Origin of the sequence: Natranaeroarchaeum aerophilus (genome assembly GCF_023638055.1) — an archaeon.
GTDB lineage: Archaea > Halobacteriota > Halobacteria > Halobacteriales > Natronoarchaeaceae > Natranaeroarchaeum > Natranaeroarchaeum aerophilum.
The window spans coordinates 1-26,440 of sequence record NZ_JAKRVY010000016.1 but is presented as its reverse complement, the minus strand read 5'-3'; the positions used below and the strand labels follow the sequence as shown (position 1 = coordinate 26,440).

26 protein-coding genes, 2 tRNA genes and 1 pseudogene are annotated in these 26,440 nt (G+C 60.0%); 12 read left to right on the top strand and 17 right to left on the bottom strand.

Translation table 11 applies throughout. The annotated features are described in order from the left end of the window. Nucleotides 1–182: 182 nt before the first annotated feature. From tnpA to AArcSt11_RS16385, 4 genes and pseudogenes are all read left to right on the top strand, one after another. Complete coding sequence (gene tnpA / locus AArcSt11_RS16400; protein WP_250598700.1) at nt 183–563, top strand: IS200/IS605 family transposase; 381 nt, start codon at nt 183–185, stop codon at nt 561–563. Next, nucleotides 560–1,834 (top strand): RNA-guided endonuclease InsQ/TnpB family protein, encoded by a 1,275-nt coding sequence (locus AArcSt11_RS16395; protein WP_250598699.1) that lies wholly within the window; start codon nt 560–562, stop codon nt 1,832–1,834. The genes tnpA and AArcSt11_RS16395 overlap by 4 nt, the downstream gene beginning before the upstream one ends. A gap of 195 nt (nt 1,835–2,029) precedes the next feature. Then, nucleotides 2,030–2,383, top strand: a pseudogene (dcd, locus tag AArcSt11_RS16390) (dCTP deaminase); the annotation flags it as partial. Continuing rightward, complete coding sequence (locus tag AArcSt11_RS16385) at nt 2,369–4,060, top strand: dCTP deaminase domain-containing protein (protein WP_250598702.1); 1,692 nt, start codon at nt 2,369–2,371, stop codon at nt 4,058–4,060. The pseudogene dcd and the gene AArcSt11_RS16385, both read left to right, overlap by 15 nt. A 119-nt stretch (nt 4,061–4,179) precedes the next feature. Here the strand turns inward: AArcSt11_RS16385 and AArcSt11_RS16380 are convergent, their stop codons facing one another. Together AArcSt11_RS16380 and AArcSt11_RS16375 are read right to left on the bottom strand one after the other, a co-directional pair. Beyond that, nucleotides 4,180–5,079 (bottom strand): ABC transporter permease, encoded by a 900-nt coding sequence (locus AArcSt11_RS16380; RefSeq protein WP_250598697.1) that lies wholly within the window; start codon nt 5,077–5,079, stop codon nt 4,180–4,182. Next, the gene (locus tag AArcSt11_RS16375; RefSeq protein ID WP_353617827.1) at nt 5,076–6,149 is read right to left on the bottom strand and encodes an ABC transporter ATP-binding protein; all 1,074 of its coding nucleotides are present in this window, start codon (nt 6,147–6,149) and stop codon (nt 5,076–5,078) included. Before AArcSt11_RS16375 ends, AArcSt11_RS16380 begins: the two co-directional genes overlap by 4 nt. Before the next feature lie 148 nt (nt 6,150–6,297). On the opposite strand from AArcSt11_RS16375, the gene AArcSt11_RS16370 reads away from it, so the two are divergent. Genes AArcSt11_RS16370 through AArcSt11_RS16360 form a run of 3 tightly spaced genes read left to right on the top strand, consistent with a single transcriptional unit; the run spans nt 6,298 to nt 9,316 of the window. Continuing rightward, a complete protein-coding gene (locus AArcSt11_RS16370) occupies nt 6,298–7,194 on the top strand; it encodes a thiamine-phosphate synthase family protein (protein WP_250598694.1) in 897 nt (298 codons plus the stop codon). A 32-nt stretch (nt 7,195–7,226) separates the two neighbouring features. Next, nucleotides 7,227–7,964: a class I SAM-dependent methyltransferase gene (locus tag AArcSt11_RS16365; protein ID WP_250598692.1), complete on the top strand. Its 738-nt coding sequence runs from the start codon at nt 7,227–7,229 to the stop codon at nt 7,962–7,964. Between the two features lie 56 nt (nt 7,965–8,020). Next, on the top strand, nt 8,021–9,316 hold the full coding sequence (locus tag AArcSt11_RS16360) for a DUF2268 domain-containing protein (RefSeq protein WP_250598690.1): 1,296 nt from the start codon (nt 8,021–8,023) through the stop codon (nt 9,314–9,316). A gap of 7 nt (nt 9,317–9,323) precedes the next feature. Here the strand turns inward: AArcSt11_RS16360 and ahbB are convergent, their stop codons facing one another. The 4 genes from ahbB to AArcSt11_RS16340 all read right to left on the bottom strand — a co-directional run bounded on the left by ahbB (nt 9,324) and on the right by AArcSt11_RS16340 (nt 13,297). Further along, the gene (ahbB, locus tag AArcSt11_RS16355) at nt 9,324–10,391 is read right to left on the bottom strand and encodes a siroheme decarboxylase subunit beta (RefSeq protein ID WP_250598688.1); all 1,068 of its coding nucleotides are present in this window, start codon (nt 10,389–10,391) and stop codon (nt 9,324–9,326) included. Further along, the gene (locus tag AArcSt11_RS16350; RefSeq protein ID WP_250598686.1) at nt 10,388–11,515 is read right to left on the bottom strand and encodes a radical SAM protein; all 1,128 of its coding nucleotides are present in this window, start codon (nt 11,513–11,515) and stop codon (nt 10,388–10,390) included. Before AArcSt11_RS16350 ends, ahbB begins: the two co-directional genes overlap by 4 nt. A gap of 66 nt (nt 11,516–11,581) precedes the next feature. Next, nucleotides 11,582–12,352 (bottom strand): DUF7001 family protein, encoded by a 771-nt coding sequence (locus tag AArcSt11_RS16345; protein WP_250598684.1) that lies wholly within the window; start codon nt 12,350–12,352, stop codon nt 11,582–11,584. Between the two features lie 9 nt (nt 12,353–12,361). Further along, nucleotides 12,362–13,297, bottom strand: coding sequence for a sulfide-dependent adenosine diphosphate thiazole synthase (locus tag AArcSt11_RS16340; protein WP_250598682.1), 936 nt, complete (start codon nt 13,295–13,297; stop codon nt 12,362–12,364). Nucleotides 13,298–13,507: 210 nt separating this feature from the next. Here AArcSt11_RS16340 and AArcSt11_RS16335 point away from each other — a divergent pair, with 210 nt between their 5' ends. Then, complete coding sequence (locus AArcSt11_RS16335; protein WP_250598680.1) at nt 13,508–14,428, top strand: class I adenylate-forming enzyme family protein; 921 nt, start codon at nt 13,508–13,510, stop codon at nt 14,426–14,428. Nucleotides 14,429–14,457: 29 nt separating this feature from the next. On the opposite strand, the gene AArcSt11_RS16330 is transcribed toward AArcSt11_RS16335, so the two are convergent. The 4 genes from AArcSt11_RS16330 to tatA all read right to left on the bottom strand — a co-directional run bounded on the left by AArcSt11_RS16330 (nt 14,458) and on the right by tatA (nt 18,850). Continuing rightward, nucleotides 14,458–15,216 (bottom strand): 4-phosphopantoate--beta-alanine ligase, encoded by a 759-nt coding sequence (locus tag AArcSt11_RS16330; RefSeq protein ID WP_250598678.1) that lies wholly within the window; start codon nt 15,214–15,216, stop codon nt 14,458–14,460. Between the two features lie 47 nt (nt 15,217–15,263). Then, nucleotides 15,264–18,068, bottom strand: coding sequence for a DUF1508 domain-containing protein (locus AArcSt11_RS16325; protein ID WP_250598676.1), 2,805 nt, complete (start codon nt 18,066–18,068; stop codon nt 15,264–15,266). Between the two features lie 378 nt (nt 18,069–18,446). Continuing rightward, a tRNA-Arg gene (locus tag AArcSt11_RS16320) sits at nt 18,447–18,519 on the bottom strand. A 28-nt stretch (nt 18,520–18,547) separates the two neighbouring features. Next, nucleotides 18,548–18,850: a twin-arginine translocase TatA/TatE family subunit gene (tatA, locus tag AArcSt11_RS16315; protein ID WP_250598674.1), complete on the bottom strand. Its 303-nt coding sequence runs from the start codon at nt 18,848–18,850 to the stop codon at nt 18,548–18,550. Nucleotides 18,851–18,989: 139 nt separating this feature from the next. Between tatA and AArcSt11_RS16310 the strand changes: the two genes are divergently transcribed. From AArcSt11_RS16310 to AArcSt11_RS16300, 3 genes are read left to right on the top strand one after another with little or no spacing between them, the layout of a single operon-like run. Beyond that, entirely contained in the window at nt 18,990–19,472 is a 483-nt protein-coding gene (locus tag AArcSt11_RS16310; protein ID WP_250598672.1) for a redoxin domain-containing protein, read from the top strand. Nucleotides 19,473–19,531: 59 nt separating this feature from the next. Continuing rightward, on the top strand, nt 19,532–20,332 hold the full coding sequence (locus tag AArcSt11_RS16305; protein ID WP_250598670.1) for an HD domain-containing protein: 801 nt from the start codon (nt 19,532–19,534) through the stop codon (nt 20,330–20,332). A gap of 3 nt (nt 20,333–20,335) precedes the next feature. Further along, nucleotides 20,336–20,614 carry a hypothetical protein gene (locus AArcSt11_RS16300; protein WP_250598668.1) on the top strand — a complete coding sequence of 93 codons (279 nt, stop codon included), beginning with the start codon at nt 20,336–20,338 and terminating at the stop codon, nt 20,612–20,614. A 22-nt stretch (nt 20,615–20,636) separates the two neighbouring features. On the opposite strand, the gene AArcSt11_RS16295 is transcribed toward AArcSt11_RS16300, so the two are convergent. Together AArcSt11_RS16295 and AArcSt11_RS16290 are read right to left on the bottom strand one after the other, a co-directional pair. Then, complete coding sequence (locus AArcSt11_RS16295) at nt 20,637–20,879, bottom strand: TrmB family transcriptional regulator (protein WP_250598667.1); 243 nt, start codon at nt 20,877–20,879, stop codon at nt 20,637–20,639. 413 nt (nt 20,880–21,292) lie between these two features. Continuing rightward, nucleotides 21,293–21,397: transfer RNA gene (locus AArcSt11_RS16290), tRNA-OTHER, on the bottom strand. Nucleotides 21,398–21,485: 88 nt separating this feature from the next. Here AArcSt11_RS16290 and AArcSt11_RS16285 point away from each other — a divergent pair. Further along, nucleotides 21,486–21,683 (top strand): XapX domain-containing protein, encoded by a 198-nt coding sequence (locus tag AArcSt11_RS16285; RefSeq protein ID WP_250598665.1) that lies wholly within the window; start codon nt 21,486–21,488, stop codon nt 21,681–21,683. A 15-nt stretch (nt 21,684–21,698) separates the two neighbouring features. Here AArcSt11_RS16285 and AArcSt11_RS16280 read toward each other — a convergent pair whose 3' ends face one another. The 5 genes from AArcSt11_RS16280 to AArcSt11_RS16260 all read right to left on the bottom strand — a co-directional run bounded on the left by AArcSt11_RS16280 (nt 21,699) and on the right by AArcSt11_RS16260 (nt 26,002). After that, on the bottom strand, nt 21,699–23,537 hold the full coding sequence (locus tag AArcSt11_RS16280; RefSeq protein WP_250598663.1) for an FAD-binding protein: 1,839 nt from the start codon (nt 23,535–23,537) through the stop codon (nt 21,699–21,701). Nucleotides 23,538–23,540: 3 nt separating this feature from the next. Next, the gene (locus AArcSt11_RS16275) at nt 23,541–24,419 is read right to left on the bottom strand and encodes a succinate dehydrogenase/fumarate reductase iron-sulfur subunit (RefSeq protein ID WP_250598661.1); all 879 of its coding nucleotides are present in this window, start codon (nt 24,417–24,419) and stop codon (nt 23,541–23,543) included. Then, nucleotides 24,416–24,787: a succinate dehydrogenase hydrophobic membrane anchor subunit gene (locus AArcSt11_RS16270; RefSeq protein ID WP_250598660.1), complete on the bottom strand. Its 372-nt coding sequence runs from the start codon at nt 24,785–24,787 to the stop codon at nt 24,416–24,418. Before AArcSt11_RS16270 ends, AArcSt11_RS16275 begins: the two co-directional genes overlap by 4 nt. Next, entirely contained in the window at nt 24,787–25,179 is a 393-nt protein-coding gene (gene sdhC, locus AArcSt11_RS16265) for a succinate dehydrogenase, cytochrome b556 subunit (protein ID WP_250598659.1), read from the bottom strand. Before sdhC ends, AArcSt11_RS16270 begins: the two co-directional genes overlap by 1 nt. 238 nt (nt 25,180–25,417) lie before the next feature. After that, entirely contained in the window at nt 25,418–26,002 is a 585-nt protein-coding gene (locus tag AArcSt11_RS16260) for a transcription initiation factor IIB family protein (protein ID WP_250598658.1), read from the bottom strand. Nucleotides 26,003–26,440: the final 438 nt, after the last annotated feature.

Sequence of the window (26,440 nt, the reverse complement as noted above, 5' to 3'; positions counted from 1 at the left end):
CGACTGGCTCAGATCATTCGCCTTCGCATGGAATCAGCTTATCTGAACACGACCAATTCGAGGCGAAAGCCTCGCCCTTCAGGGCGGGGATGAAGCCGACTAACAGTATTCAACCGCCGTAGATGGCATAGACGGTGCTCCAACGCAATCTTTAAATCATCTGACCGTGATAGTATGCATAGATGGTGAAGAGTACCCGTCACGCGAAATACGAACTCTACTACCACATAGTGTTCGTGCCGAAGTATCGGCGTTCGCACCTGACGGGGAAGACGAAGGAACGTCTCGAAACCATCTTCGCGGAAATCTGTGAGGACAAGGGCCTCGAACTGGCCGAGTCCGAGGTCATGCCCGACCACGTACACCTGTTCATCGGGAGTCCACCCAAGAACGCCCCGTCGCTCATCGTCAACTGGGTGAAGGGTATCTCCGCCCGCAAGTACAATCAGCGGTACGACGACCGCGTGAAGTGGACTCGTTCGTACTACGTCGGTACGGCGGGGAGCGCATCGAAAGGCGCTGTCGAACGCTACATCGCTGAACAGGAAGGTGGCGACGAATGAAGCGAGTCAACACCTTCGAGGTCGTCCCACAGACCGAGGCCGACAAAGAGTGCCTCCTACGGCTACTCGACGCCTCCGCCTCCCTGTGGAACGAACTGACCTACGAGCGTCGTCAGAACTACTTCGGTGACGGCGACGTGTGGGACACCTCCGAGTACCGAGGGCGCTACAACGGCGTCATCGGAAGCGCGACCGTCCAACAGGTCACACGCAAGAACAGCGAAGCGTGGCGGTCGTTCTTCGCCCTCAAGGAGAAAGGCGAGTACGCCAACCCACCATCGTACTGGGGCAACGAGGAGGACGGACGAGAACTCCGTACCTACATCCGATGCAACCAGTACACGATTCAGTGGGGGAAGCGTAGTCGTCTCGAAATTCCTGTCGGGCAAGAACTGAAAGACGAATACGGACTCGGCTACCACGAACGACTCCGCCTCGAAGTCCAAGGCAACCCGAAGTGGGACGGCAAACAGGGTCGTCTGGAACTCGAATACGACGAGGTTAGCGACACGTTCAGGGCTTTCCAACCAGTCACCGTCCCTGATTCTCGACTGGATTCACCACTGGCTTCTCACGAAGCCGCCCTCGACGTTGGCGCGAACAACCTCGTCGCGTGTTCCACGACTACTGGAAACCAGTATCTCTACGACGGTCGGGAGTTGTTCGGACGGTTCCGCGAGACGACCGACGAAATCGCCCGCCTACAGTCGAAACTCCGAGAGGGACGCTACAGTTCCAAACGGATTCGACGGTTGTACCGACAGCGGACGAAACGCCGTGACCACGCACAGAACGCGCTGGTGCGTGACCTCGTTGAACGACTCTATGAGGAGGGAGTGGCAACGGTGTACGTGGGCGATTTGACCGACGTGCTGGAAACGCACTGGTCGGTCAGGGTGAACGAGAAGACGCACAACTTCTGGGCGTTCAAGAAGTTCATCCACCGTCTCGCTTGCGTCTGTGAGGAGTACGGCATCAGCCTCGAAGCCGAGTCGGAAGCGTGGACGAGTCAGACGTGTCCCGAGTGTGGCGACCAAGACGAGACGGTTCGCCACGGGGATACGCTGACGTGTCCGTGTGGTTTCAAGGGACACGCCGACCTCACGGCTTCTGAGACGTTCCTTCGAGAAAATAGCGATACCGAAGTCAGGCCAATGGCACGGCCCGTGCGATTCGAGTGGGACGACCACGACTGGTCGGGGAAACCACACCCTCACGAAAGTCCCAAAGAAGTGCGCACGAACCCGCAAGTTGCCTCCGTGGGTCGGTAGCCGAACCCCCAACGGAGGAATCCTCGCGCTTTAGCGCGGGGAGGATGTCAAATCGTTTACAATATAACACCTGACTGCTGTCGGACGTCACGACGGGACAGGCATCGGGTGCCCCTGAGTGCTCTTCCACAAACGCGGATCATCACCGCCGGACGAAGAATAAGTTTTAGGCACCCGCCCGGTTTCGTACTGCGTATGATACTCTCGGACGCGGATATCCTCAAGCGCCTCGAAGCGGGCGACCTCGTAATCGACCCGCTTGACGACCTCGACATCCAGATCCAGCCGGCCAGCGTCGACCTCCGGCTTGGCCGTGAGTTCCTGGAGTTCCAGCGCACCAACATCCCCTGTATCCATCCCGACAGCGAGCAGGAGCTCGACGAGTACGTCGACGAGACGGTCGTCGAACCGGACGACGAGTTCATTCTCCATCCCGGTGACTTCGTTCTCGGGACGACCAAAGAGCGCGTCGAGATCCCGGCCGATCTGATCGCCCACGTGGAGGGCCGGTCCTCGCTCGGGCGACTTGCGATCGTGGTCCACGCCTCGTTACCATACGACGAAACCGTGTTCCTCTGGACCCCTGAACGCGGTTTTGGCTTCTACGAGATAGGTGATATCGTCGAGAATGAACGACCTGCCCGCGCAGTTTCGTTCGATCCTAAAACGCTTCGCGTAAGCACGCACCCGGTCACTGATTATATAACGAACCCTACAAAACAGATCTACCGTGTGACTCTTTCGTCCGGTCGCGAGGTACTGGTCACCCGCGACCACAACTTGTTCACCCTCAACGAACACGGTGGTGTAACCAGACTCCCCTCCGAGGATGCGGAGGGGGAATGGGTTATGATCCCTGGCTCGATGCCAGAGGCGCTCGGAGAGGAATCGAGGCTGGACCTGTTTGATCTACTTGACGACGATAGTGATATCACGGTGTATGCCGCTGACGGTCTCGGTGACGTCAGCTGGGAGTCCGTTCCGTCTGGCTCCCGGAATTTCTATCAAAAGAACGGGAAAGCCCCGCTGTCGGCTGTCGGACGGGGATCGATCCCCGACGACGCGCAGATAGCTTTCAAAGGAAGTGATCAGCGAGCACCCCGATATATCGACGTAACGTCCGAACTCGGTTGGGTACTCGGATTTTATATTGCTGAAGGGTTCTCACGCCGAAAACAGATTCAGCTCTCTAACACCAACCGGTCGTATCTCGACCGCGCTGCGGACTGGTTCGACCAGTACGACGTGAGCCTCTCGTGGGACGAACGGGACAACGGCGTGACGGTGTTGACGATCTGTTCGGCGCTTTGGTCACGCGTCTTCCGCTCGCTGGCAGGGGCGGGCAAAGAAAAAAACATCCCTGATCGGGCCTGGAACTGGTCGGACGACACGCTTGCTGGCCTTCTGGAAGGGTTGCTGGACGGCGACGGCTGTCGCCGTGACACCCGAACAACATTATACACCGCAAATTCCGACCTCGCGGACCGGGCGATGTACCTTGCACAGCGGCTTGGACACCTGGCATCGTCGTACAGTCGTCATCGTGAAAGGCACATCCCGATGAGTGATGTCGACCACGAGGGAACTGAGTGGGCTATCGACATTCGAAAGGACGCTCATAAACAGGGCCAGTACGTTCCCGTCCCGAGCAAGCTCCTTCGGTCGCTTCGTAACGAAGCTAGCTACACGATGGCAGAAGCCGCCGACAAAATGGGGTATGCCTCGAAGTCGAGCATCTCGAACGTGGAAAACGAGACGTACAATACAGTGAAACGGTCGACGCTGGAGCGGTTCCGTGACGTATATGCCGAGGCAGGTGCGGATACGGATCGGCTCGACGATATCCTCGACGGTGATATCCTGTTCGACCGGGTTACTGCTGTCGAAGAAACCGATCGTGTGGAACCGACGTATGATCTTGAAGTTCAACCAGACGGTCAAACAATCGAAAACTTCCTCGGTGGACGCGGTGGCGTATTCCTCTCAAACACGGCGGGTCTGTGCGATCCCGGCTACAAAGGACAGATCACACTCGAACTCTCGAACCTCGGTGCCGCGCCGGTCGCACTCGAACCGGGGATGCGGATCTCACAGCTAACGTTCACCGAACTCTCCTCTCCTGCAGAGCGTCCCTACGGCGCGGAGCGGGGCTCGAAGTATCAGGATCAGTCCGGCCCACAGGCTTCGAAGATCGGCGGCGACCGCGAGTTCGGCGGGGATCAATAACGGCGGATCGCGGCGGTCGAAGTGTTCCGTGCGGCGGTGTGGAGGACCGAATGCAGTGGGTGGAGGACCGAAACGTAGCGACCCGGCGTCACGGGCGGGCACTGAAACTCCTAACCGACTCAGTTCAGATCTGCGTTCTCGAACGCACGATAGCCGAGCGCGACGGGAACAACGAACCACACGAGCAACACCACGACGATAGCCCACTCCGAGAGGTAGATCGGGAGGTCCCCGGCGACGCGGTTCGTCAGCATCAGCTCCGCCGATCCATCCTGAGCACCCTCACCGAGATTCTCGACCATGAACTCCCAGCCGAACAGTCCAAACACTGTCTCGTCGATCAGGAGCATCATTGCCTGCCGGTAGGCCTCGATCGGATTCAGCAGCTTCGCGAACAGGTACCACTCGGGCGGTTCGAGGCCGGCCAGTTCGCCGTAGCTGAGATAGTGGATACCCGCGACAATCGGTTGCCACAGTACTACGAACAGGACGTAGCTACCGATCACGCCGCCCATCGACCGCATTCGCGTGGCGCTTCGCGCGGAGACGCCGATCGCGATGCCGATGAACGAAAGCGCCAGCAACACTGTGAACCCCGTAAATACGAGGAACGTGTCGAGCGGCACTGGGCTCCCGAGCACGATGCCCATCACGCCTGCTGTGACACAGGTGACGAGCGCGGCGATCACCATCACGCCGGCTCTGCTGGTGAGCTTCCCGATCATGACGTCTCGCCGATCGTGCGTAAGCCCGAACAGGAGCCGCAAGCTTCCGGACTGACGCTCGCCGGTGATCGCCAGATAGCCGACCATCAGCGCGGTCAGCGGGATCAGTAGTTCACCGCCGAGCGTGGTAAAGAAGTTCACGAACTCCGCGAACTCGGGGGCTCCCTCAGTGTTCGCATTCGCTCCAGCCGTAACGATTACCATCAGCGTGACGAAGACACTGATGATCGCCCAGAGCATCCACGAGCGGATCGCATCCTCGAAATCCTTCCGGGCGACGAGCTGCCAGCTCATCGCTGGGTCACCTCCGATTCGACGTCATCGACGGCTCCCGATGCGGTCACCGGTTCGGTGTCGGCTCCGTTCTCGACGTCCGTATCAGTTCTGCCCCCGGCGTTCGTGTCGGCTCCGTCCTCGATGTCTGTATCGGTCTCGTCCCCGACACCCGTCGTGAGAGATTCGGCGTCGGTTGCCGTGAACGCCGAAAACAGGTCCTCCAGGGTCGCTTCCTCAGTCGCAAAGTCGACCACTTCGACGCCTTCCTCCACGATCCGGTGAATCACCCGTCCTTTAGCGACGGGGTCGGTATACGAGACTTCGAACGTCGGCCCGTCAGCGGCCACACCGGCAACCCCCTCGATCGCCGGGATATCCGTGGGTGGTGTCCCGGACGTCTCGACGATGAGCCTTGAGCCGACCCCTGCTGTGTCGCGAAGCCCCTCAATTGTATCGACGGTAGCGAGTTCGCCGTCATCCAGAATCCCGACTCGATCGCAGACTGCGGAGACCTGCCCGAGGATGTGACTGGAAAAGAATACCGTCGTTCCGGAGGCCGCTTCCTCCCGGACGATCTCCTGCATCGTGGTGATCCCGTGTGGGTCGAGCCCGCTGGAGGGCTCATCGAGGATCAACAGGTCGGGATCGCCGGCAAGCGCCATCGCCATTGCGAGGCGCTGGCCCATCCCTTTCGAGTACTCCCCCGCAGATCGCTTGGCGGCCTCGCGGTCGAGACCGACCCGATCCAGTAGCTCGTCGGGATCGCTTTCACCACCAGTCGATTCGATTGCGAACTCCAGATGTCGGTATCCCGTCGATCGTTCCCAGAGGTCGAACCCATCCGGTAGGATCCCGACACGCTCTCGTACCGAACCGGGCTCTTCGTGGGCGTCGTAGCCTAGCACCGTCGCCGACCCGTCCGTTGGTCGAATAAAGTCGAGCAACAGATCGATCGTCGTCGTCTTCCCGGCTCCGTTCGGGCCGAGGAAGCCAAACACTTCTCCCTCCTCGACGTCGAGATCCAGCGAGCTGAGTGCTGTCTCTGATCCGTACTGCTTTGTCAGACCGTTCGTCTCTATCGCTCCCATCTCGTTTGTTTGATTGATCCCGTTCCTATTAGAGGGGGGTCGACGGTTTCAGGCTCTGAAACTGTGGTGTCGATCGGCGGATTTCCGACGACGACCCAGCAGCAGAGCCGCAGAGTTATTTCCCTGCCGCCCGAACAGGTCTGCAAGAATGCAATTTATCGAGGAGATCGTCGTCGACGAGTTTCTGCCGACGTTTCGATCCATGCTGGCAGAGGAACTCCGTGAACGGGACCTGACACAGAACGAGGTTGCGACTGTCCTTGGAATCAGTCAGAGTGCCGTCTCGAAGTACGTCCACGGTGACGTGAGCCGAAACGAGCGTATCGAGACTGATGAACGCGTGATCGACCTCATCGAGGAGATCGCGGACGGGTTGACCACAGGGGATATGCGCCCCGTACAGGCGCTTGTCGAGGCCGAGGTACTGATCCGCCAGCTGGAGGACGGCGATATCCTGGCCAAACTCCATCAGGAAGCGGTCCCCGAACTCGCGGAGTACGACACCACCATCCGCATCCACGACCCGGAGAACGATCTCCGATCAGCCGAGCGCGTTCTCACATCTGTTCGACGCGGGCTCCGGATGCTCGAAAACGCAAGCGGATTCGCGGGGCTGATTCCGAACGTCGGTTCGAACCTCGTCGTCTGCCTGGCGGACGCCGACAGCGTGGACGACGTGGCGGGTGTCCCCGGTCGGATCTTCGACGTCAAGGGAAAAGCGACGATACCGGGCGACCCCGAGTTCGGCGTCAGCGAGTACGTGGCCTCTATTCTTCTCGCGACCCGCCAGCACGGCGGTACGGCGCGTGCCGCGGTTAACCTCCGGTACGACCCCGATCTTGTCGAGCGGTTCGCCGAGGCGGGATACGAGACCGTCGAGTTCGACGCCGAATCCGAAACGAGTGCGGCGATCGCCGACGCGATGGCCGATGCAGACGATCCCACCATTCTCTATCAGACCGGTGGCTACGGCATCGAACCGATCCTGTACGTGCTCGGTGAGGACGCCGAGACTGTCGCCGGAATCGTTCGCGAGATGCTATAGATGACGTGCGACCCACCGACCACCGAGGAACGATGACGTCCGACCCACCGACCACCGCAGATCCGGCTGGCACGTCGACGAGTGATGCACAGGCCTTCTACGGTCGGTGGGCACGTCTCTACGATGCACTTGCCCGGTATACACCCGGTATCGCCCGGGTTCGGACGCATGCCGCAACCGCCCTCCGCCTCGAACCGGGTGATACGGTCGTCGAGATGGGCTGTGGGACGGGCGCGAACCTCCCCTATCTCCGCGAGCGCGTCGGTCCAGAAGGAACGGTAATCGGGATCGATTACACCCGCGAGATGCTCGACGCGGCCAACGACCTCGTCGGCGAGTACGACAACGTTCATCTGATTCACGGGGACGCCACTGCACGGCCACTCGCGGCGGTGAAGGATGAGGAGCCCGTCGAGCAACACGAGATCGATGCGGTTCTCGCCACATTCGTCGTCGGGATGCTCGACGATCCAGCGGCCGCGGTCGACGGGTGGTGTGACCAGCTCGCCGACGGGGGCCATCTCGTTCTGGTCAACGCTGCGCGGAGCGACCGCTGGTACGGTGCTCCGCTAAACGCACTCTTCCGTGCGGTCGTCGTGCTCTCGACGCCACCGACGACGAAACTTCGCTACGAGACGGATCCGCATGGGACGCTCGACCGTCGGATCGTACGTGCTCACGATGCACTCCGTGACCGAGCGAGTGAGACGACAGAGGCGACGTTCGCAGGGGGGATCGTTCGGCTGACAGGTGGGCAAATCCGCCGGTGATTCTCGAAATGCCGTTTCGATAGCATTTATTTCGTCGCGGTTCTTGCTATCGTAACATGGTATCCCGTCGAGTTGCCCTCACAGCGGTCGTGGTCGCCCTCCTCTTGCTTGCTGGCTGTACTGCTCCCACTCCGCCGCCCGACGTGGCGAACGGCGGGGAGATCGAGGGCGAGGAAGCGCCTACTGACGAGGAGCCTGCGACTGACGCGGATCGAGATGCTGCTGATACTGAATCTCACCCGGACCTCGACCTTGACGAGGATACGGTCTGGAACGAGGTGACAACGATGATGGACTCGGATGCGCCACAGCCGGACCTGTTCGTCGACGAGATGCCCGCCGGTGCCGACCAGGCGTTCGAGCCACAGCAGTCGGAGTTCCAGGCCGCACTGAACGCCACCGAAAGCTCGCCCGGCGGCAACGGCACGAGCGGACTGGCGATGCCCGGAAACGTCTACGTCTTCCCTGACGGTCCCGATGAAGAAGTCGAACAGGTGCTGGTTCACGAGTACGCCCACGCCATCCAGTACGCCGACGGGATGTTCGCAAGCTGGCTGCGCAGTCCCCCGGAAACGACCGACGAGGAGCTTCTCCAGACCTCGCTGATCGAAGGGGGTGCGGTCTACGTCGCCGACGAATACACGGCGGAGAACTTCCCGGAGTTCCCTGCCCAGTCCGAGCAGATGGCGGCGTCGTACGAGGCGGCCCCGGCCGGTGATCGACTCCTGCTCGCCCCGTATCATTACGGAGCCGAGTACGTCCACGCCGAGATCGACAATGCTGAGGAACTCCCAGAGGTGTATCGTTCTCACCCAGTTACTACCGCTGGGATGCTGGATCCGGACAGTCAGCCCCCGGCGACCGACCTCGACGTCGACGTAGAGACCAGCGACTCCGACTGGTCCGTGGAACGAACAGACCGGAAAGGCGAACTGTACACCCGGATCGTGCTCGATACCGAACTATCGAACGACGAGGCAACCGATGCAGCAGCGGGCTGGAGCGATGACGAACTCGTCGCATTCGAGGATGCGGATGGGCAAGACGCCTTCGTCTGGACTACGCAGTGGGAGACCGAGGACGACGCCGATGCGTTCGCCGCCGCCTTCGAATCGAAGCTCGATTCGCGCACCGACAACTGGGCGGATCGGACCGCCGTCGAGCGACCCGACGACCGGACGGTGTCTGTGCTGATCGGTCCCGACGAGTTCCGGTCTGCAGTCAATACCACGATGACGAACAGCACGGTCGACCTCGACCTCGGGACGACGACGGCTGCGCCAGCACTGACGGCCCCTGCGCATTCAGCCCCCACTTCGGCCACCGGTGCTGCCGCGCCGGTCAGCTCCTGACCCCAGCTCAGGGATCCAGCAGATCACTGTACTGCGTCCCGGTCTGTTTTAATCGTTCGACCGTCTCCAGTTTGACGCACGGGTACTGCACGATGTCGGTGGCCAGTTCGTCGATCCACTTCGACACGGCGGACTCCTCACGACCGTGTAACATTGTAAACAGCGAGTAGCTCCAGTCACGATCGGACCGATCAGCCCGGCGATAACATTTGGTCACGTACGGCTGGTTGCTCGCCCGCTCGCCAACCTCGTCTATTCGTTCGGGGGGAACCCGCCAGGCGAGCATACAGTTGCTCGTGAACCCAGCAGCGTGGTGGTTAATCACGATCCCCACTCGCTTTAGAAAGCCATCGCCGAGCAACCGACGGATCGTCGAGAGCACGGTCGTCACGTCGACATCCAGCTCCGATGCGACCGTTCGGTACGGCGTCTCGCTGATCGCGAAGCCGTCCTGTATCCGCTCGAGGACCTCGCGTTCGTGTGTGGTCAATTGTCGGTCGGCATTCGAACGCATCGACGGTGTTCTTTCACTCCCCGCTTTTCCCGACCCGGTACTCGCCGTTTTTCCCGACCCGGTACTCTTCATCTTCGTCGCCCTCTCCGTCCGGTCGGCAACGACCGGGAACTGAAGATCAAGACAGTACTGGCGCTGCCTGGGCAAACTGAGGGGATCGTAGCCCGTCCGACTCTCGATGTCCGTGAGGACTTCGTCCAACCGGCCCGACGCGGAGGCCGTTATCACGAACCACATGTTCCACTCGTTGTCCCGCCTGTAGTTGTGAGTCACCTCCGGAAACTCGTTGACGACTTCGGCGACCTCCGCAAACGCCTCCTCGTGGACCTGGAGGGCCGCGAGCGTCGACGCACCGATCGCAGACGGGTCGAGAACCGGGCCGATTCGGCGGACCAGACCGGAGTCCACGTGGCTCTGCAGGCGCTCGAACAATACATCTGCGGTGTATGATGTTTCACGCGCGATAGCCTCGAATGGCCGTTCCACGACCGGGAAGCCGTTCTGATACCCGTCGAGCAGGACTGCGTCGATCTCGTCGAACGACCCAGTTGCGCCAGTCATAGTTCCTCCGTGGCCCATGGACAGAGCGGATCGCTCCCAGTTGGGGTTCCGGTTGCGGCGAACGCACGTGATCGCGATCCGCCACACTCTGCGGTTACCACGCAGTCGCCACAGGGTCCGTCGAACGACTCTCGGGTGCGAAGCCGCTCCATGAGATCGTTGTTCCGGTACAACTCGGGAAGCGGAGTCTCACGGACATTCCCCGCCGATTGCGGCAGGAAGCCAGACGGATACACTTCGCCAGTATGACTCACGAAGACGAATCCGTTGCCCGCACCGGTCGTCCCGACGCCCCCGTCAGGCGGGCCCGCGTCGCTCTGTAGCTCCCGAGCAACCCGTCGATAGAACGGTGCTTCTACCGTGATGATCCGAAACGGGGCGTCGGTGCCGCGCCGGTACAGCCACTCCATGACCTCACGGGCACATTCAGGCGTGATCTGTTCGAGTGCCTCTCCTCGACCCAGCGGAACGAGGAAGAACACCTCCCACATTGCTGCACCGAGATCCTCGACACGGTCAGCGATTGCGGGGAGTTCGTCGACAGTCGAGGCCGTGACTGTCGTGTTGATCTGGATCGACAGTCCCACGTCGGCAGCGTGTTCCGCCGCTTCGATCGCGGTCTCGAAGGTGCCGGACTCGCCACGGAACTGGTCATGACTTTTGGCGGTCGCGCCGTCGAGACTCAGCGCCATCCGGTTGACGCCGATATCTGCGAAGCGCTCGATCGCCTGCCGGTCCAGCTGTGGCGTCGTTGCCGGGGTAATCGAAGGTGTCACACCGACGTCGACTGCACGTTCCAGCAGCGCGAAGACGTCAGGCCGCTGTAGTGGATCTCCTCCGGTAAACACGAAGAACGGCTGCGGATCGAACGTGGCGACCTGACGGAAGAGGTCGGTCGCTTCTTCGAAACTCAATTCTTCTGGGTCCCGATCTGGCTTTGCTGATGCGCGACAGTGGTCGCAGGCCAGTTCACAGGCCTGTGTCACTTCCCAGGTGACGACCAGCGGTGTCTCCGCGTAGTCACGCGCATGCGGATGCGACCCGGCCGAGTCCGACCGACCCCCCTCGTGGTTCCCGTGTGGATGCCCCCCTCCGTGGGGTCGACGGTTCGAAGACGACTGCATTGGTTACGACTCGGGGAAGTGGACAGATGAATGGTGGGCGTCGAACGACGGTGGTTTTTCTCCGACTCAGTTCACACCGTACTGCTTCCGATGTATTTCGCAGAACTCGGGATCGCGTAACTGGGCCTCGATTACGCCTTCCTGATAGTGGGCGTTGACCAGCCGACATTCCTCACTTTCACAGAAGGGCTCGCCAGTGTCCAGATAGTGGACCGCTTGCAGAACGTATCCCTTCAGCGCCTCGGTCGTTCGCGGATCGTTCTCGACGAGGAACTCGCCGTCGACCTGATTCTCCATAACTTCCCGCGGCGGCGCGTCGCCCGAGAGCATCGCGTGTTTTTGCTTTTCTCTGTAGTAGCTCTCGGGTTTCGCCGGGGCCTCGTACAGGCCCGGCACCGAGACCAGCGCGGGCTGGCCGAGCACGTTGACGCGCTTGTGCCAGCGCCCGTCGTGATCGCCCCACGTCCCCAGTGCTCGATCGACCAGTGCGACGTGTACGTGATCGAGCGACGTTTCGCTCTCGGGCAACACGTCGTTGAGCGCGCGCTGTACTGCGAGACCGTCGTAGAGGACGCCGCCTTCACGTGCCGGATTCTCCAGCGCTCGCTCCTCGTACCGGACGATTCCCAGCATCGTGTTGCCAGTCTCGCGGTTGTACGGATCCAGCACGCGTGCACTGGCGAACTGCTCGGGGAGGACGTCGGTTTCCCAGCGGGAGAGAAATCGTTCCCGGACCGTCACTTCGGCGTCTATCTGGGAACGTAGCCACTCCGCGATTTCGTCGGCGTCCACAACCGACGATTCGGGGGGACGATACAGTGATACCTGCTCGACCATCGTCTCCGATCAGTCGTCAGCTGGCGTCGCCGATCGCGACGTGACGTCGACCGGCTCGGCGTCGACGCCCAGTTCGTCGAGGGCGACCTGTGCGGCCCGCTTGCCCGAGACGAGCATGGCACCGAAGGTCGGTCCCATGCGCGGCAGACCGTAGGTCGTTGCGGTCGCCATCCCGGTAGCGATCAGACCGTCGTGGACGAGACCGGTGTGCTCGACGACTGCGTCTTCGCTCTTGCCGACCCACATCGAGTCGTGGCCCGGCGAGTCGTGGCCGGGTGCGCCGTAGGTGTCGTCGTCGGTGCTGTCCATGCCGGTCGCGGCAGCCTCGGCATCGCCGATACCGGGCGCGTCGAGCACACCGCGCTCGTCGAGCTTCTTGACTGCCATCGCCTCGTGGCCCGTCGCGTCGATGACCAGATCAGCCTCGACGGCGATCGGATCGACGCAGGTAATCTCTCGCGGAAGCGCGTGGACCGGCGTCCAGTTCATAACGATACCGCCGACGCGGTGGTTTTCGCGGATCACGATGTCTGTGAACTCGGTCATGTTCTGCATCTTCGCGCCCGCGTCACAGGCGGCCTTGATGAGGCCCGAACAGGCTTCGGGACCGTTCGCGATGTACAGCCCTTCGCTGTCCTCGGACTGTTTGTGCGAAACGTCCAGTTCGTCGAGAATCTGCTGTGCGGGGTCACGAACCGTAACCTTGTTCATCAGGAACCCGCCGAGCCAGAAACCGCCGCCAAGATAGTTGTTCTTCTCGACAACCATCGTCTTCACGCCGCGCTCGCTCAGTTCTTTTGCGGCGGTCAGCCCGGAGGGCCCCCCGCCGACGATGATCACGTCCGAATCCGAGAAGTCCATGAACTCCTCGGTCCACTCCTGTCCGATCGCGCGTGTCACGTCCGCTTCGCCAACGTCGCTGAATTTCTCGAAGTTGTCGCTCATACCACTAGGTAGTACCACTGATTAGTTAATATGGGTTGTGGTATAGACGGACTGATCCGATCGTTCATCATGTTCTGTCCTGCCGACTATGTACTATCTAACCAAACATACGTTTACAATATTATTTTGGAATAATACAATCAGTGCAACTAAACTAGTAAAACTCCCCGTAGCTAACATATTTACGTCCCGACAGACCGCATTCAGTTGATGAGCAATATCGTCAACGAGCTCCAGTCCACCGTGATGAACGACCAGAACGCCGCGGCTATCGACGCCGACACCGAGTTAACCTTTTCTCGGCTCTGGTCGCTGACTGACCGATTTGCCGGGGGGCTTCGATCTCACGACATCGATCCCGGCGATCGGGTCGGTATCTGTCTCAACGACCCGGCGAAACTACTGGTTGCCGTGTTCGGTACGCTTCGGAACGGCTGTGTCCCCGTCGTCTTCTCGCCGGACCTGTTCGATTCGGAGATTGCAGACGGTCTCGACGAAGTAGACGCCCCTGCACTTCTTATCGACGACCGCTCTCCTGTCTCGCTGATCTCGCTGTCCTCCTCGATGCGATTTATACTCACGGTCGACATCGAGGGGCACTTCGGCATGACATACGAGGCGTTTCTCGACAATAGCGGCATCAACTCGGATGGTGCCCGAACTGGCATCGACCTGGTCGAGCGCGCCGAGGACGATACAGCCCTGATCGCCTACGGAAAACACGAGGGTGAGGTAACGACGCGTCGGTATACGCACAATCATCTCCGGAAAGCGACAGCCGGAGACGACCACCAGCCCCCCACCGGTGAGCACCGCCATCTCGATTGTGTACAGCCCACCCAGCCAGTAGCCTGCGTGTACGAGGCTATCGCTACGCTACTGAACGGTAGTTGCTATGTGCATCTCGGTGACTGGGATCCGGAAGCGGTTCACGCCAGCCTGCTCGACGATGCGGTGGATGACGTCTCAGTCACACCCAAACAGTGTACGGATCTCGAATCGTTCGGATACGATCCCAGAGAGGATCAAATTACTGTCGTCCAACCAGTGTTCCAACCACTACGTTCGAATCACGACCCGGCACCGGATCTGGATGCCGACACCGTGGTACGACCCCTCTCAGACGGGTAACACGAGACTGAAAGCTCGTTCAGAACCGCTCAGCCCCCGCTCTCGGAGGCTGTCCTGATCCGCCGTTCTGCGTCCTGAAGCGCTTCGTCGGGGTCGAACTCGTCGACGATTCTGGCCAGTTCATCCCCGGAAGCACCTGCTAACTCTTCTGCGTGGTCGGTGATGTTTGGCAGGGCTCGCAACACGTTATCGATGATCGGAATCGACGCGACCTGTGGCGACCGTGAGAGGGGGTTCAGATCGATCACGATCTCCGTCTTTCCCATCTCGCCAAGTGCCTCTGCACGATCACCATCCTCCAGTGGAACGACGACCACGTCGGCGCTGTAGATCCCATCGGCGTCGACTTTCGCACGCTCGTGATCGATTCCGGGGATTCGGGCATCCGCTGTCAGCCCTTTCACGTCCGTCGCGCCGTGCTCGCGGAGATGATCCGTGATCCGCTCGATTCGGGCTTCGGTCCGATTGAACAGATTCACTTCCAGGTCGGCATCGACCACTTCGGCGAGCTCGACCATCTCCTCCGGCACGAGCGCTGCCACATTACCGTTCACGGAGAGGACCGGCTGATCGGCCCGGAGGAGCGCAGCTGCTGCCGCCCGTGCTGCTCGGTCCGCGCTCGGGATCGTTTCCTCTCCGAGCAGATAGTCGAAGGCTTCGCCACGACCCTGTGCGATCAGACCTTGCTGGCTCGTGATCCCCTTCTCGACGCCCGCCTCGATCCGGTGTCTTGTTAGTAATGAATGATACCTCGGATGGCTTTCCGGAACCTCCACCTCGTCGCTCATTATCACAGTATCGCTTTCCGCGAGTAAAAACCGCGTCGGCTTCGCCGCTATCCGGCGACCGACAGTGATCCGTCCGGGGCTTGCTCTTTGAGCGTATTCATCCGCTCACGAGCCGCCGAGCGGGTCGGATAGCTTTCGGCGCTTTCCGCGATACCGATCCCGTTTTCGTCGACAAGTCGCCAGATCCAGCCGCCCTCCTGTTGGTGCAACTCGAAGGTCGGGTCGTCTATCTCCAGGATGCTCGCACTGACCAACAGATCTCTGATGTCTTCGATGGCATCGATGAGCGCTGATCGTTCCTCGTAGACAGTTGCGCTCGCCGCGACGATATCCTCGTCGCCGTTCAGGAGTTGCCACTGCCAGCCGTCGGCGGTCTCGATGATTTCGATACCAGCCGTCTCGAATTCGAGGAACTCCGCATCCGGAGCGAGCGCCTGTAGCTCCTCGATAGTGTCCAGCACCATCTCCCGTGTGTCGTAGTGTCCACCACTCCGGGCATACACGGTCCGGTCACGGCCGATCAGTTCCCAGCTCCAGTGGCTCTCCGCTTGCTGGAGCCTGATTGCGGCCTCCTCTATCGTAAACGTCGTCGCGTCAACGGCATTAGCTTTCAGCGCTTCAACCGCTGCCTCGGCGGCTTCGGCGTCTTCGTAGCTGCGTCCACCGACTACAACCGTCTCACGCTGGTGGTCGAGCACGTTCCACTGATACTCCGGGTGCGGATCGATCTCGAACGCCAGCCCCTCGATCGTATGGATCGCTGCGCTCGAAGCGTTCGGCTTGACGCGCTCGATAGCTCCTTCCGCATCGTCTCGGGTCGCGTACCTCTCTGGCCCCTCGGCAATGATGGTGTTGTCCTCGTAGAGACAGCGCCATTGCCAGTCGTCGCTCCCATCGCTGAAGACCTCGAAGATCGCTCCGTCGATCGATTCAACATCCGCACCGGGTGAGTTGTCCACGAGGTAGTCCATGGCCTCTCGCGCGCCCTGCTTTGTCGCATGGCTCTTTGCGCCCTCCGCGACCAGCCGACCCCCCTCGTCGATCAGCCGCCAGCCCCAGCTATCGTTGTCGTTCTGGAACAGCTCGAACGCCGCAGTTTCGATCTCTAGCAGTTCTGCGTCCGGCGCTTTCTCTTTGAGCGTCACCATGGCATTGCCTGCGTCGTCTTTGGACTCATAGGCCTGCCCGCTGTCGGCAAGCACTGCGCCGTCCTCGTCGATCAGCCGCCAGCGCCAGTCGCCAGTAACGGTCTGGTACTGCTGGAAGGCCGCGGTCTCGAACTCCAACAGGTCGGCCTCACTGGCCTGTTCTCTCACACGCTCGATCGCCTCCTCTGCCTCTTCGACTGTCTCGTATCCCTGCGTGTGATCGGCGATGACACCACGGTCATCAGTGACGAAACGCCAGTTCCAGCCGTCGCCTGCACGGTAGATCTCGTACTCCGCGCCGTCGAACTGGACAATTTTGGCGTCGGCAGCCTCTGCACACAGCCGCTCTGCTCCCTGCTGTACGTCCGACCGATCGCCAGCTCCACCCGGGCTTCTTGCAACCGTCTCGTCGTTATCGTCCAGTAGCCGCCATTGCCAGTCTGATCCGGACTGGTACAGTTCGATCCCCGGCTGGCCGCTATGCAGGACGGTTGCTGATTCTAACTGGTCGAGGACCTCGTCGGCACCCGTCTCTGCGTTACGCCGGGAGTCAAACCCAACAGCACTGCGTCCGACCTCTTCATCAGCTATGTCAAGCAGACGCCAGTGCCACTGTCCATCGTCTTCGAACAGCTCGACGCCAATCGAGTCGAACGCCAGTACTCGTGCATCACCGATACGCTCCGTTACAGATGCGATGGAATCCTCCGCGCCTGTCTCGTCGGTGTACCGGTTCGGACTCTCGGCCATCACTGTCCGTTCCTCGTCGAGGAGTCGCCAGCGCCAGTTGTCACCGTCACGGTAGACGTCGAAGGCCGCTCCCTCGATCTCCAGTAACGGAGCATCCGGACCCTGATCTTTCGTGAAGCTAACTGCGTCTTCAGCGCCGTCGCGACTGTCGTACTGATCGACGCTCTCTGCAATGACGCTGCCATCGTCCCGCATCAGCACCCAGCGCCAGACGCCCTGTTCGTTCTCGTACAGTCGGAATGCTGCGGTCGTGATCTCGAGCAACCGCGCCGAGTTGACTTTCGACTTCAGGGTATCCACCGCGTCTTTTGCGGCCGTTCGGCTCTCCAGTGAGTCGATCCCGGTCGCAAGTGCGCTTTGCTGGACGGCACGCCACGTCCACTCCGATCCGGGGCGGCGGAACACGCTGAACAGCGTTCCGTGATTCTTCTGGCCAACCAGCACAGGCGGGTGTGCGTCGAGTCCCTGCATCTCGTCCTCCACGAGCATGCCCTCTTTCCCGGTAAGGATCGGAACCAGTACGATCACCCCCGCCACGATGGCGAGCCCAACCGAGTAAATCGCGACGACGACTCCACTATAGTCCGGCGCGGAATCAACCCACCAGTTGCTCGGGTACGCGAGGTTGAACGCGAGCACGCCAATCAGCGTGACACCCAGCCCGACGAGTGTGGCGTGGATCCCTCGTTCGCGCACTGGCAGGAGTAACACGATACCGAACATCGCGAGGGGCAACCCACCCGCCGCAAGTGAGACGCCCGCAGCACGTAAGAACCAGTTCGGATCGCCCGCCTGCCAGAGTTCGGTGACGAACAACAGGATTCCCGCGAACCCAAGCACGTATCCGATAATGAACAGCCAGTAGCCGTACACCTGTTTTTTCGACTTCGGTTCCCCGATATACTGCTCGTACAGCGAAAACAGGATTCCACCCCGTATGTTAGCGTTCGACATTGTAACGAACAAAACGATGAAACAATCTACAATAAAGCTGCCTCTGAATGTAACGTCGTACACATGTTCAAAAGAGAAAATGAACTCTCCGGCTCACGCTGTCAGAACAGCCTTCACTCGCTGGACCTGTGGCTCGATCTGACGTCGTCGCACGAGAACGGGCGTGACGGGATTCGAACCGGGCCAAGACGTCGCTCCGCTTGTCTTGTCGGGTTCGAATCCCTCGGTACCGTCATCACTGCTCGCTGTCGCTCACAGTCGATGACGAGTGTGACGGGATTCGAACCACATGAAGACGTGCTCGCTTCGCTGCGCGCGACTTCCCTGATTCGAATCCCTACGGTTCGTTCTCGACCTCGCTACCGCTCGGCACGAGAACGGGCGTGACGGGATTCGAACCCGCGATCGAAAGGTTAGGAACCTTTCGCCCTATCCGCTAGGCCACACGCCCAGGCAACATGACTCGATAAAAAAGACGACTACTTGTCCGTCTCCGTCTCGGTTTCAGCTTCGGTGTCGGCGCTCGACGTGGTCGTGTCAGTGTCGAGGTCGGTGTCGATGTCCGTATCGATGTCCGTGTCGACATCGGCTCCCTCTCGGATTTCCTGTAGTTCCTGTTCTACTTCCTCTCGGCCCTTCTGGAACTCCCCCATCGCTTCGCCGGTCGACCGAGCGAGTTTCGGGATCTTGTTTGCACCGAACAAGAGTACAGCGATGAGTAAGACCACCACCAGCTCCATCCCGCCGGGCACAGCGAACAGCGGTGTGATTTCAACTGCCATCTCTATACGTTGCTTGCTCACTCGCGATTATAGGCTTTTTGCATGGGATTTCAGAGACACGATATCTGGATCACCGCTTCTCCATGCGTTCTGCCCCAAACGGAACTGATTTGATGGAAACCCGACAACGCACGGCGTAATGATAGATACGGGAGATGACGCACCTGACTTTACTGCACCACTTGCAACCGGCGACATCGAGTCGGTAACACTCTCGGAGGAACTCGACAGTGGTCCAATCGTACTTGCGTTCTTCCCGGGCGCGTTCACGAGTATCTGTACCGACGAGATGTGTGCATTCCAGGACCAGCTCGCGTCATTTGAGGATGTCGGAGCGACGGTGTACGGCATCAGCCGGGATACTCCATTTGCGCTCAACGAGTTCCGCAGTCAGAACGACCTCGAGTTCGGGCTTGTGAGCGATCTGAACCGGGAGATTATCGATGACTACGGCGTCTCGATGGACTTTACCGACATGGGTGTCAACGGCGTTGCCAAGCGATCGGTGTTCATCGTCGACGCCGATGGACGAATCACCTACAGGTGGATCGGTGACAACCCTGGCGTCGAACCCGACTACGACGCAGTTGCTCAGGCTGCTGCTGCGGCTGTGGAGAACTGAATAGCGTCCTGACCAGTGCACTCGGAGGACTTTTTCCCGTTCCCACACTCAGTAGCGGTATGTCCGACTCCGACCATCGCGTGTACTCGCCCGCGGAGGATCATGCTTTCCCCGACGAGCGAGTTAACGAGGTTCTCGAACGAATCCACCAGGATACGGAGATACAGACCTATCTCGAGGCTCAGAACGTCAACCCCGTCGATCGAATGCGGTACAACGACCACGGAGCGAAACACATCGAGATCGTTCAGCATCGCGCGCTTTGTCTCTACAATCTCCTGAAATCCGCCGGTGTCGAATTCAACGGTGCCCGGCAGCAGGGTCTCGACGAAGCCGACGAACCCGTTATCATCGCGCTTGCCGCAACGCTCCACGATATCGGTCATGTCGTCCACCGCGACGATCACGCGTACTACTCGCTCCCGCTCGCTGCGGATATCCTCGGTCGCCTCCTCGACGAGTTCTACGACGTGTCTGATGCCATTAGGATCAAAGGCGAAGTACTCCACGCGATCCTCTGCCATCACAGCTCCGAGACGCCGCTGACGACCGAGGCAGGTGTGATTCGCGTCGCCGACGCGCTCGATATGGAACGAGGACGCTCACGCGTCCCGTACGAGGATGGTGGCCGCGGAATCAACACGATCTCCAGTCGGGCAATTGACACCGTCTCACTCCGACCCGGCGAGGAGCGGTCCGTCCTCGTGGAGATCAGGATGACCAATGCCGCTGGCGTCTACCAGGTGGATAACCTGCTCAAACGGAAACTAAAAAACTCTCGGCTTGAAGATCATATCCGAATCGTCGCTATCAACGCCCGCGAAGACGAGGACCGGCTGGTCGAACGGATCGAGCTCTGACCGATGGATTCCGACGACGGCCGATCGTGGTCCGATCCACGGTCGCGGATAGAGGACCGCCAGCGGATCGGCGCTCGGATCGGCGTTTCCGCGGTGATCTCTGGTCTGTTGCTGGTTGCGTTCCGTGAACAGTTCGTGGCGGTCTGGCCACTGCTCTGGCCCCCGATGGAACCGTACGGCCAGTGGTCGACGCTCGTCCTGTTACACCTTCTCGGGATCGTTGCCCTTCCCGCCGCTGTCGGCTCCCGAATCGGTGACCGACTCTACGACCGGTATACGTGAGTGTCCAGAAAAGCGCGGGCGCTTAGTCGCTTCGCTCGGGGTAGTAGCATCCGTCCTCGCATCGAACATATCCCTTGCCGGAGAGTGACCGTAACAGGCTGTGCAGTGCCAGCTTGGTAATGTCGACCTGCGATTGGATCTGATCGATTGTCGCGCCGTTCTCGAACTGTCGCAGGCAGAGATACACGAGCTTTGCCTGCGCAGACTCCAACTCCTCGGGAAGCGGCTCGACTTCCGCTTCCGCACTACGGGACGTGACTGTCATCACGCATCGATTACCCTTCGACAATAATAAAACCACTCTACAACGATTGTCGAACCCGCTCTCGTCACTGGGTTTTTGGCTTCACACCGGTATCTGTGATGACAATCATCGACTTCTGAAGCCGGTTTCACGGATTTCAGGACCGGTTCTTTCGACTCCTGTCGAGTATGTATTATGACATCAGTTACCATAGATCTGTTCCAGCCATGGCTCCGATTACCGATTCGATATCTCTCTTCGAGTTGCCGCTCGCCTCCTCGCAAACGCGGAAGGGGCGGGATTTGAACTCTGCAAGACGGTCAGCCTCACTTCGTTCGGCTGCTGCGACTTGCTTGCTCAAATCCCCTTGTCGACCGCTCACAGCAGAGGGCTGTTGCTCGGCGACGGAGCGCCTCGCAGAAATCTGCTGTGAGCGGAAGGGGCGGGATTTGAACCACGCGAAGCCTTTGAGTATTCACCGCGTCGGCGAGGGAAGCCCCTCACCGGACGGTGGCGCTCTACCACTGAGCTACCCTTCCTCACACTCAGTTATGCTACGCCGCCTTATAAATCCCGCTCCGATGGTCGGGCAAGTGTTTTGTCTACCGACCCTCGAAGTAGGGACGAATGAACGTTACGCTGACAGCTCTTGCGATGCTTACCGGACTCCTTGCGGGCGCACTATTTAGCTACCTCCAGATTCCGATCCCCGCACCACCGGAACTACCCGGTTTGATGGGTATCGTTGGGATCTACGCGGGGTACAAACTAATTCAGTGGCTCGGGGTCGGCTTCGATCTGCTCGCTGCACTCGGTCTCGAATAATAAAAGAGGAATCGATCAGTAACTGCGCTCTTTCGGCTCGTACGTCTTGTTTTCGCCTTCCAGCAGCACCGGTTTGTACCAGACGTCAGGCGATCCGTCCTCCCACGAGATCAGCGTGTGCTTGAGCCACTCGTCGTCCTTGCGCTCCTGGTGCTCCTGTCGCCAGTGCGCACCGCGGAACTCGTCACGTGCGAGCGCGCCGAGCGTGATCGTTTCGGCGAGATCGATGAGGTTGCGGGTCTCGATCGTCTGCTGGAGATCGGTGTTGAACGTCCGCGAAGGATCGTCGACGTAGACGTCCTGATAGTCCTCACGCGCCTTGCGAATCTCGCGGAGCGCGGTCCGTAGTCCCTCCTCGTTCCGGAAGACGTTGACGTTCTCCGTCATCGCCTTCTGGAGCCGTTCGCGGATCTCGGCGTGCTGGACACCGTCGTCTTTTTCGAGCAGGTAATCCACACGATCACGCTGTCGTTGGACGGCCCCCTCGAGGATGGTATCCGGATCGGCGACCGCCCCGGTGCCGCCGTCGGCGACTGCGCTTTCGTCTGTCGGATCGAGCGCACCTGGTTCGACCGGAGTATCGACCTCGCCGTCTTCCGCGTCGTCCGTTCGCCCAGTCGGGATCTCTGCCTCGCCGAGGTCTTCTCCGGCGGCGTGCTTTCCGGCGCGTTTGCCGAACACGATAAGCTCCGGCAGCGCGTTCCCACCGAGCCGGTTCGCACCGTGGACCGACGCACAGGCACATTCACCCGCCGCGTAGAGGCCCTCGATACACGTCTCGCCGTTCTCGTCGGTCTCGATCCCACCCATTTCGTAGTGCTGGCCGGGCTTGACCGGCATCGGCTCTTTCATGCCGTCGACGCCCTCGAAGTCCTCTGCGAGGTGAAGGATGTTCTCCAGGCGGTCGTTGATGCGCTCCTCGCCGAGATGGCGCATGTCGAGGTGGACGTACTCGTCGTTGATACCACGGCCCTCGTTGATTTCTGTCAACTCGGCGCGGGACACGACGTCACGCGAGGCGAGTTCTCCCTCGTTGTTCGCGTAGCCACGCTCGAACATGAATCGCTCCCCGTCGGCGTTGTAGAGGATCCCGCCTTCGCCACGGACACCCTCGGAGATCAGTACGCCCGTGGAGGGAAGCGTGGTCGGGTGGAACTGCACGAACTCCATGTCCTCCATTGGGACGCCCGCACGGTAGGCCATGGCCTGTCCGTCGCCAGTACAGGAGACGGCGTTGGTGGTGTGATCGAACACCTGTCCGGGCCCGCCGGTCGCCAGAATCACGCCGTCGTTCGCTTTGAACCCGGCAATCTCGCCGGACTGGACGTCGTAGCCGACGACACCGTGACACGTCCGATCCTCCGGATCTTCCTCACCGGAGACTGCCAGATCGGAGACGAACCACTCGTCGTACACCTGCACGCCGTGCTTGACGACCTGCTCGTACATCGTGTGTAGCAGGTGGTGTCCTGTTTCCGCGCCCGCGTACGTCGTGCGCGGGAACGAGAGTCCACCGAACGGTCGCTGGGAGACTGTGCCGTCCTCCTCACGAGAGAAGGGCATTCCCCAGTGTTCGAGTTTGATGACGTCTTCGGGGGCGTCCTGTGCCAGCGTCTCGATTGCAGGGGCGTCGCCGAGATAGTCCGACCCCTTCATCGTATCGTAGGCGTGTAGCTCCCAGTCGTCACCCTCGCGGAGCGCGGCGTTGATTCCTCCTTCTGCCGCGCCCGTGTGACTACGAACCGGGTGCAGCTTCGTCACGATGGCCGTGTCTGCGCCAGCGTTCTGTGCGGCGATCGCCGCGCGAAGGCCCGCGCCTCCCGCGCCGACCACGATTACGTCGTGTTCGTACATTGTTTACCAGAACTTCAGGTTGTTTTTGACAGCCTCCCGCTTGAGCTCCTGAATGTGCTCGGTCAGCGGGATGTCTTTTGGACACACCTCGGTGCAGGAGAACTGGGTCTGACAGCGCCAGACACCGTTTTCCTGTTCGAGGATGTTGAGTCGATGCTGCTTGAGTTCCTCCTCTTCCCGGTCGTCCATCGCGAACTTGTAGGCCTTGTTGATCGCTGCCGGCCCGAGATACTCGTTGTCCCCTGCTGCAATGTTACACGAGGACATACAGGCTCCACACCAGATACACCGCGAGGACATCTTGATCTTCTCCCGGTTCTCTCTGGTCTGACGCTGTTCTTCGAGTTCGCTCGAATCCGGCGTGTCTTCGCTCTGGAAGTACGGTTCCACGGCGTGCATCTGGTCGTAGAAGTGATCCATGTCGACGACCAGATCCTTCACGACGTCCTGATGCGGTAACGGCTCGATCCGGACGGGCTCTTCGAGATCGCCGAGCTGTGTCTTGCAGGCCAGACGCTGTCGACCGTTAATGAAAAAGGCGTCCGAGCCACAGACGGCCTGTCGACAGGAATGACGGAAGGTCAGCGACGAGTCGTAGTGATCCCGGGCGTAGATCACCGCGTCGAGCACGGTCATCCCCTTCTCGTAGGGGACGTGAAAGTCGTCAAAGCGCGGCTCCTGCTTTGCGGCGACTTCGGGGTCGTACCGGAACACCTTGATCTGGACGGCGTTCTCCTCGAACTCCGCTTTCTCGTCCGCCTGAACTTTCTCCGCTCGGTCGCGCGCTTTCGCGCGTTTCTTTTCCAGTCGCCGTTCGGCCGACGGTTTTTGCTCTGTTTCGGCTTCCTCTTCGGTCTCGACTTTTGCTTTCTGTGTGCTCATACGATCGAAACACCTGCCATTGCGTTTGCGACGCGGATTCCCTGCACGACCAGTACGACACCTGCGAGGGTCAGCCCCCACTTGAGGACCGTACGCTTTGTCCCCTCGATACCCTGATTGACCAGTGCGTTGTAGACGCCGTTGATTCCGTGGAACGCTCCAGCGATCAGGAACAACACCATTGTCGTGTAGTACGCCGGATTCTGCATCCGTGCCTGTGTGCCAGCAAACTCGATTTCGTACGCGTGCGTAACGAAGTGTAGCTGGAAGAAGTGGAAAGAGAGCACGCCGATCAGGAATACTGCCGTTACTCGTTGCAGGAGCCAGGATGTCCCGCCGGGGGCGAACGAGGAGTATCGCTCCGCCATTAGAGTCCACCTCCGAGGAACGTCGGGACGCTCGCGACGACGATCAGTGCCGTCACGAACAGGGACGCGTAGAAGCTCTTGTCCTGTGACTCCAGTCCGACGCCGAGGTCGACAAGCAGCAGTCGGATGCCGTTGAGGATGTGAAAGACCGCAACCGCGAGGAGGCCGACCTCGAGGATTCGGATCATCAACAGCCCCTCTAGCCCCTGAATCGTCGCATTGTACGTTGCTTCACCTTCGATTGCCGTGCTCAGGACCGCTATGTGGGTGAACAGGTACCCGATCAGTACCCATCCGGTAAATTTGTGGAAAATCCAGGCCCACATTCCGGCCGAGAACTCCCGCCACCGCCCGAAGTCCTCGACGAGCCCGCGATTGTAAGACTGACTCATACTCTCGTATGGAACCTTGGACCGTGGTGGTATAGAAGTTACTAACGACGGTACGTTCTGTGACTCATCATAGATTCCTCATGTGCCTCTCCTCCCACCATATCGTGTGGTAGTAGAGTCCAGAACAGAGTTGTACCCTCACCCGTTGCACGGGTGGGGCCTGTGTTTCGATATGCGTGATCGTGAGTACAGACCTAATCACTCCTTTTGCGCGCACGCGACAGCGTGCTACGCGCTTCTACCGGGTCACGTCACCGACGACTTCGGCTTGCTCTTGATAACGGTTTCTGATGGTGATTTTGCTGACACCAGATGCCTCGTGGACATCATCTTGCGTACAGGTTTCGTCTCGGAGCTTTGCTGCGTAGTAGATGGCAGCCGCCGCAAATCCGGACGGCGACTTCCCAGACGCAACACCCTCCTCAGTCGCCACAGTGACGACGTTTCGTGCGAGTTCACGCGTCTCATCGCTCAGTCCGAGAGTATTGGCGTACTCGTCGACGAACGGTTTCGGGTTGAACGTATCGACTGGTGTTCCGATCTCCGTCTGTACCCACTTCGACCGTCGTAGCAGATGTGAGTGTTCGATATCCGCTGCGTCCGCGATCGCGCTTGATGTCACGGGCGCGCCCTCCTGTTTGCACGCGACGTACAGCGCTGCAGCCGCGACTGTGGCCAGTGAGCGCCCCTGCTGTGTCTCTTCTGTATACACCCTGGTGAAGATAGCTCCTGCAGTTTCTACGACGGCGTCGCGTACGCCAAGCGTCGCTCCGAGCTCTTCGATCCGCTCGCGTCCACGTTCATGTAAAGCTTCGATGTCCATCTCTGCCGGTCGTCTCCTGAATACCCTACATTCTCGTCGGATCTCCCATGTACTTTGTGCCAATTTTCCTTGCCACGTAGTTCGTTGTCCTTTCTCAATGTGCTCTCGAGACGACGGTCTTTTATATCCCCGTGCCATCCGAATGTAATGCGAAGAACGATACGACGTGGTCGCGGGACGTTCGATCCGTCCCGTGATCTCAGACCTGACAAACGAGTCGGTCTCGGTGTATCCGAGACGATGGGTTTATATGTCCCACCCGACTTCGTTTTGATCCGAACGGTCGTCGGCGGTTCGCCGCCGACGCCACGGGTCGAAACGAACGAGATTGGATCGGACAGTTCCGATCCGAAGGGGTTATATGCCCAACTCTCGTTTGTTCAGGTCCGGAAGAGATGAGGATTCCACCCCTGCGGTCCGCCGTACACGATGGAATCT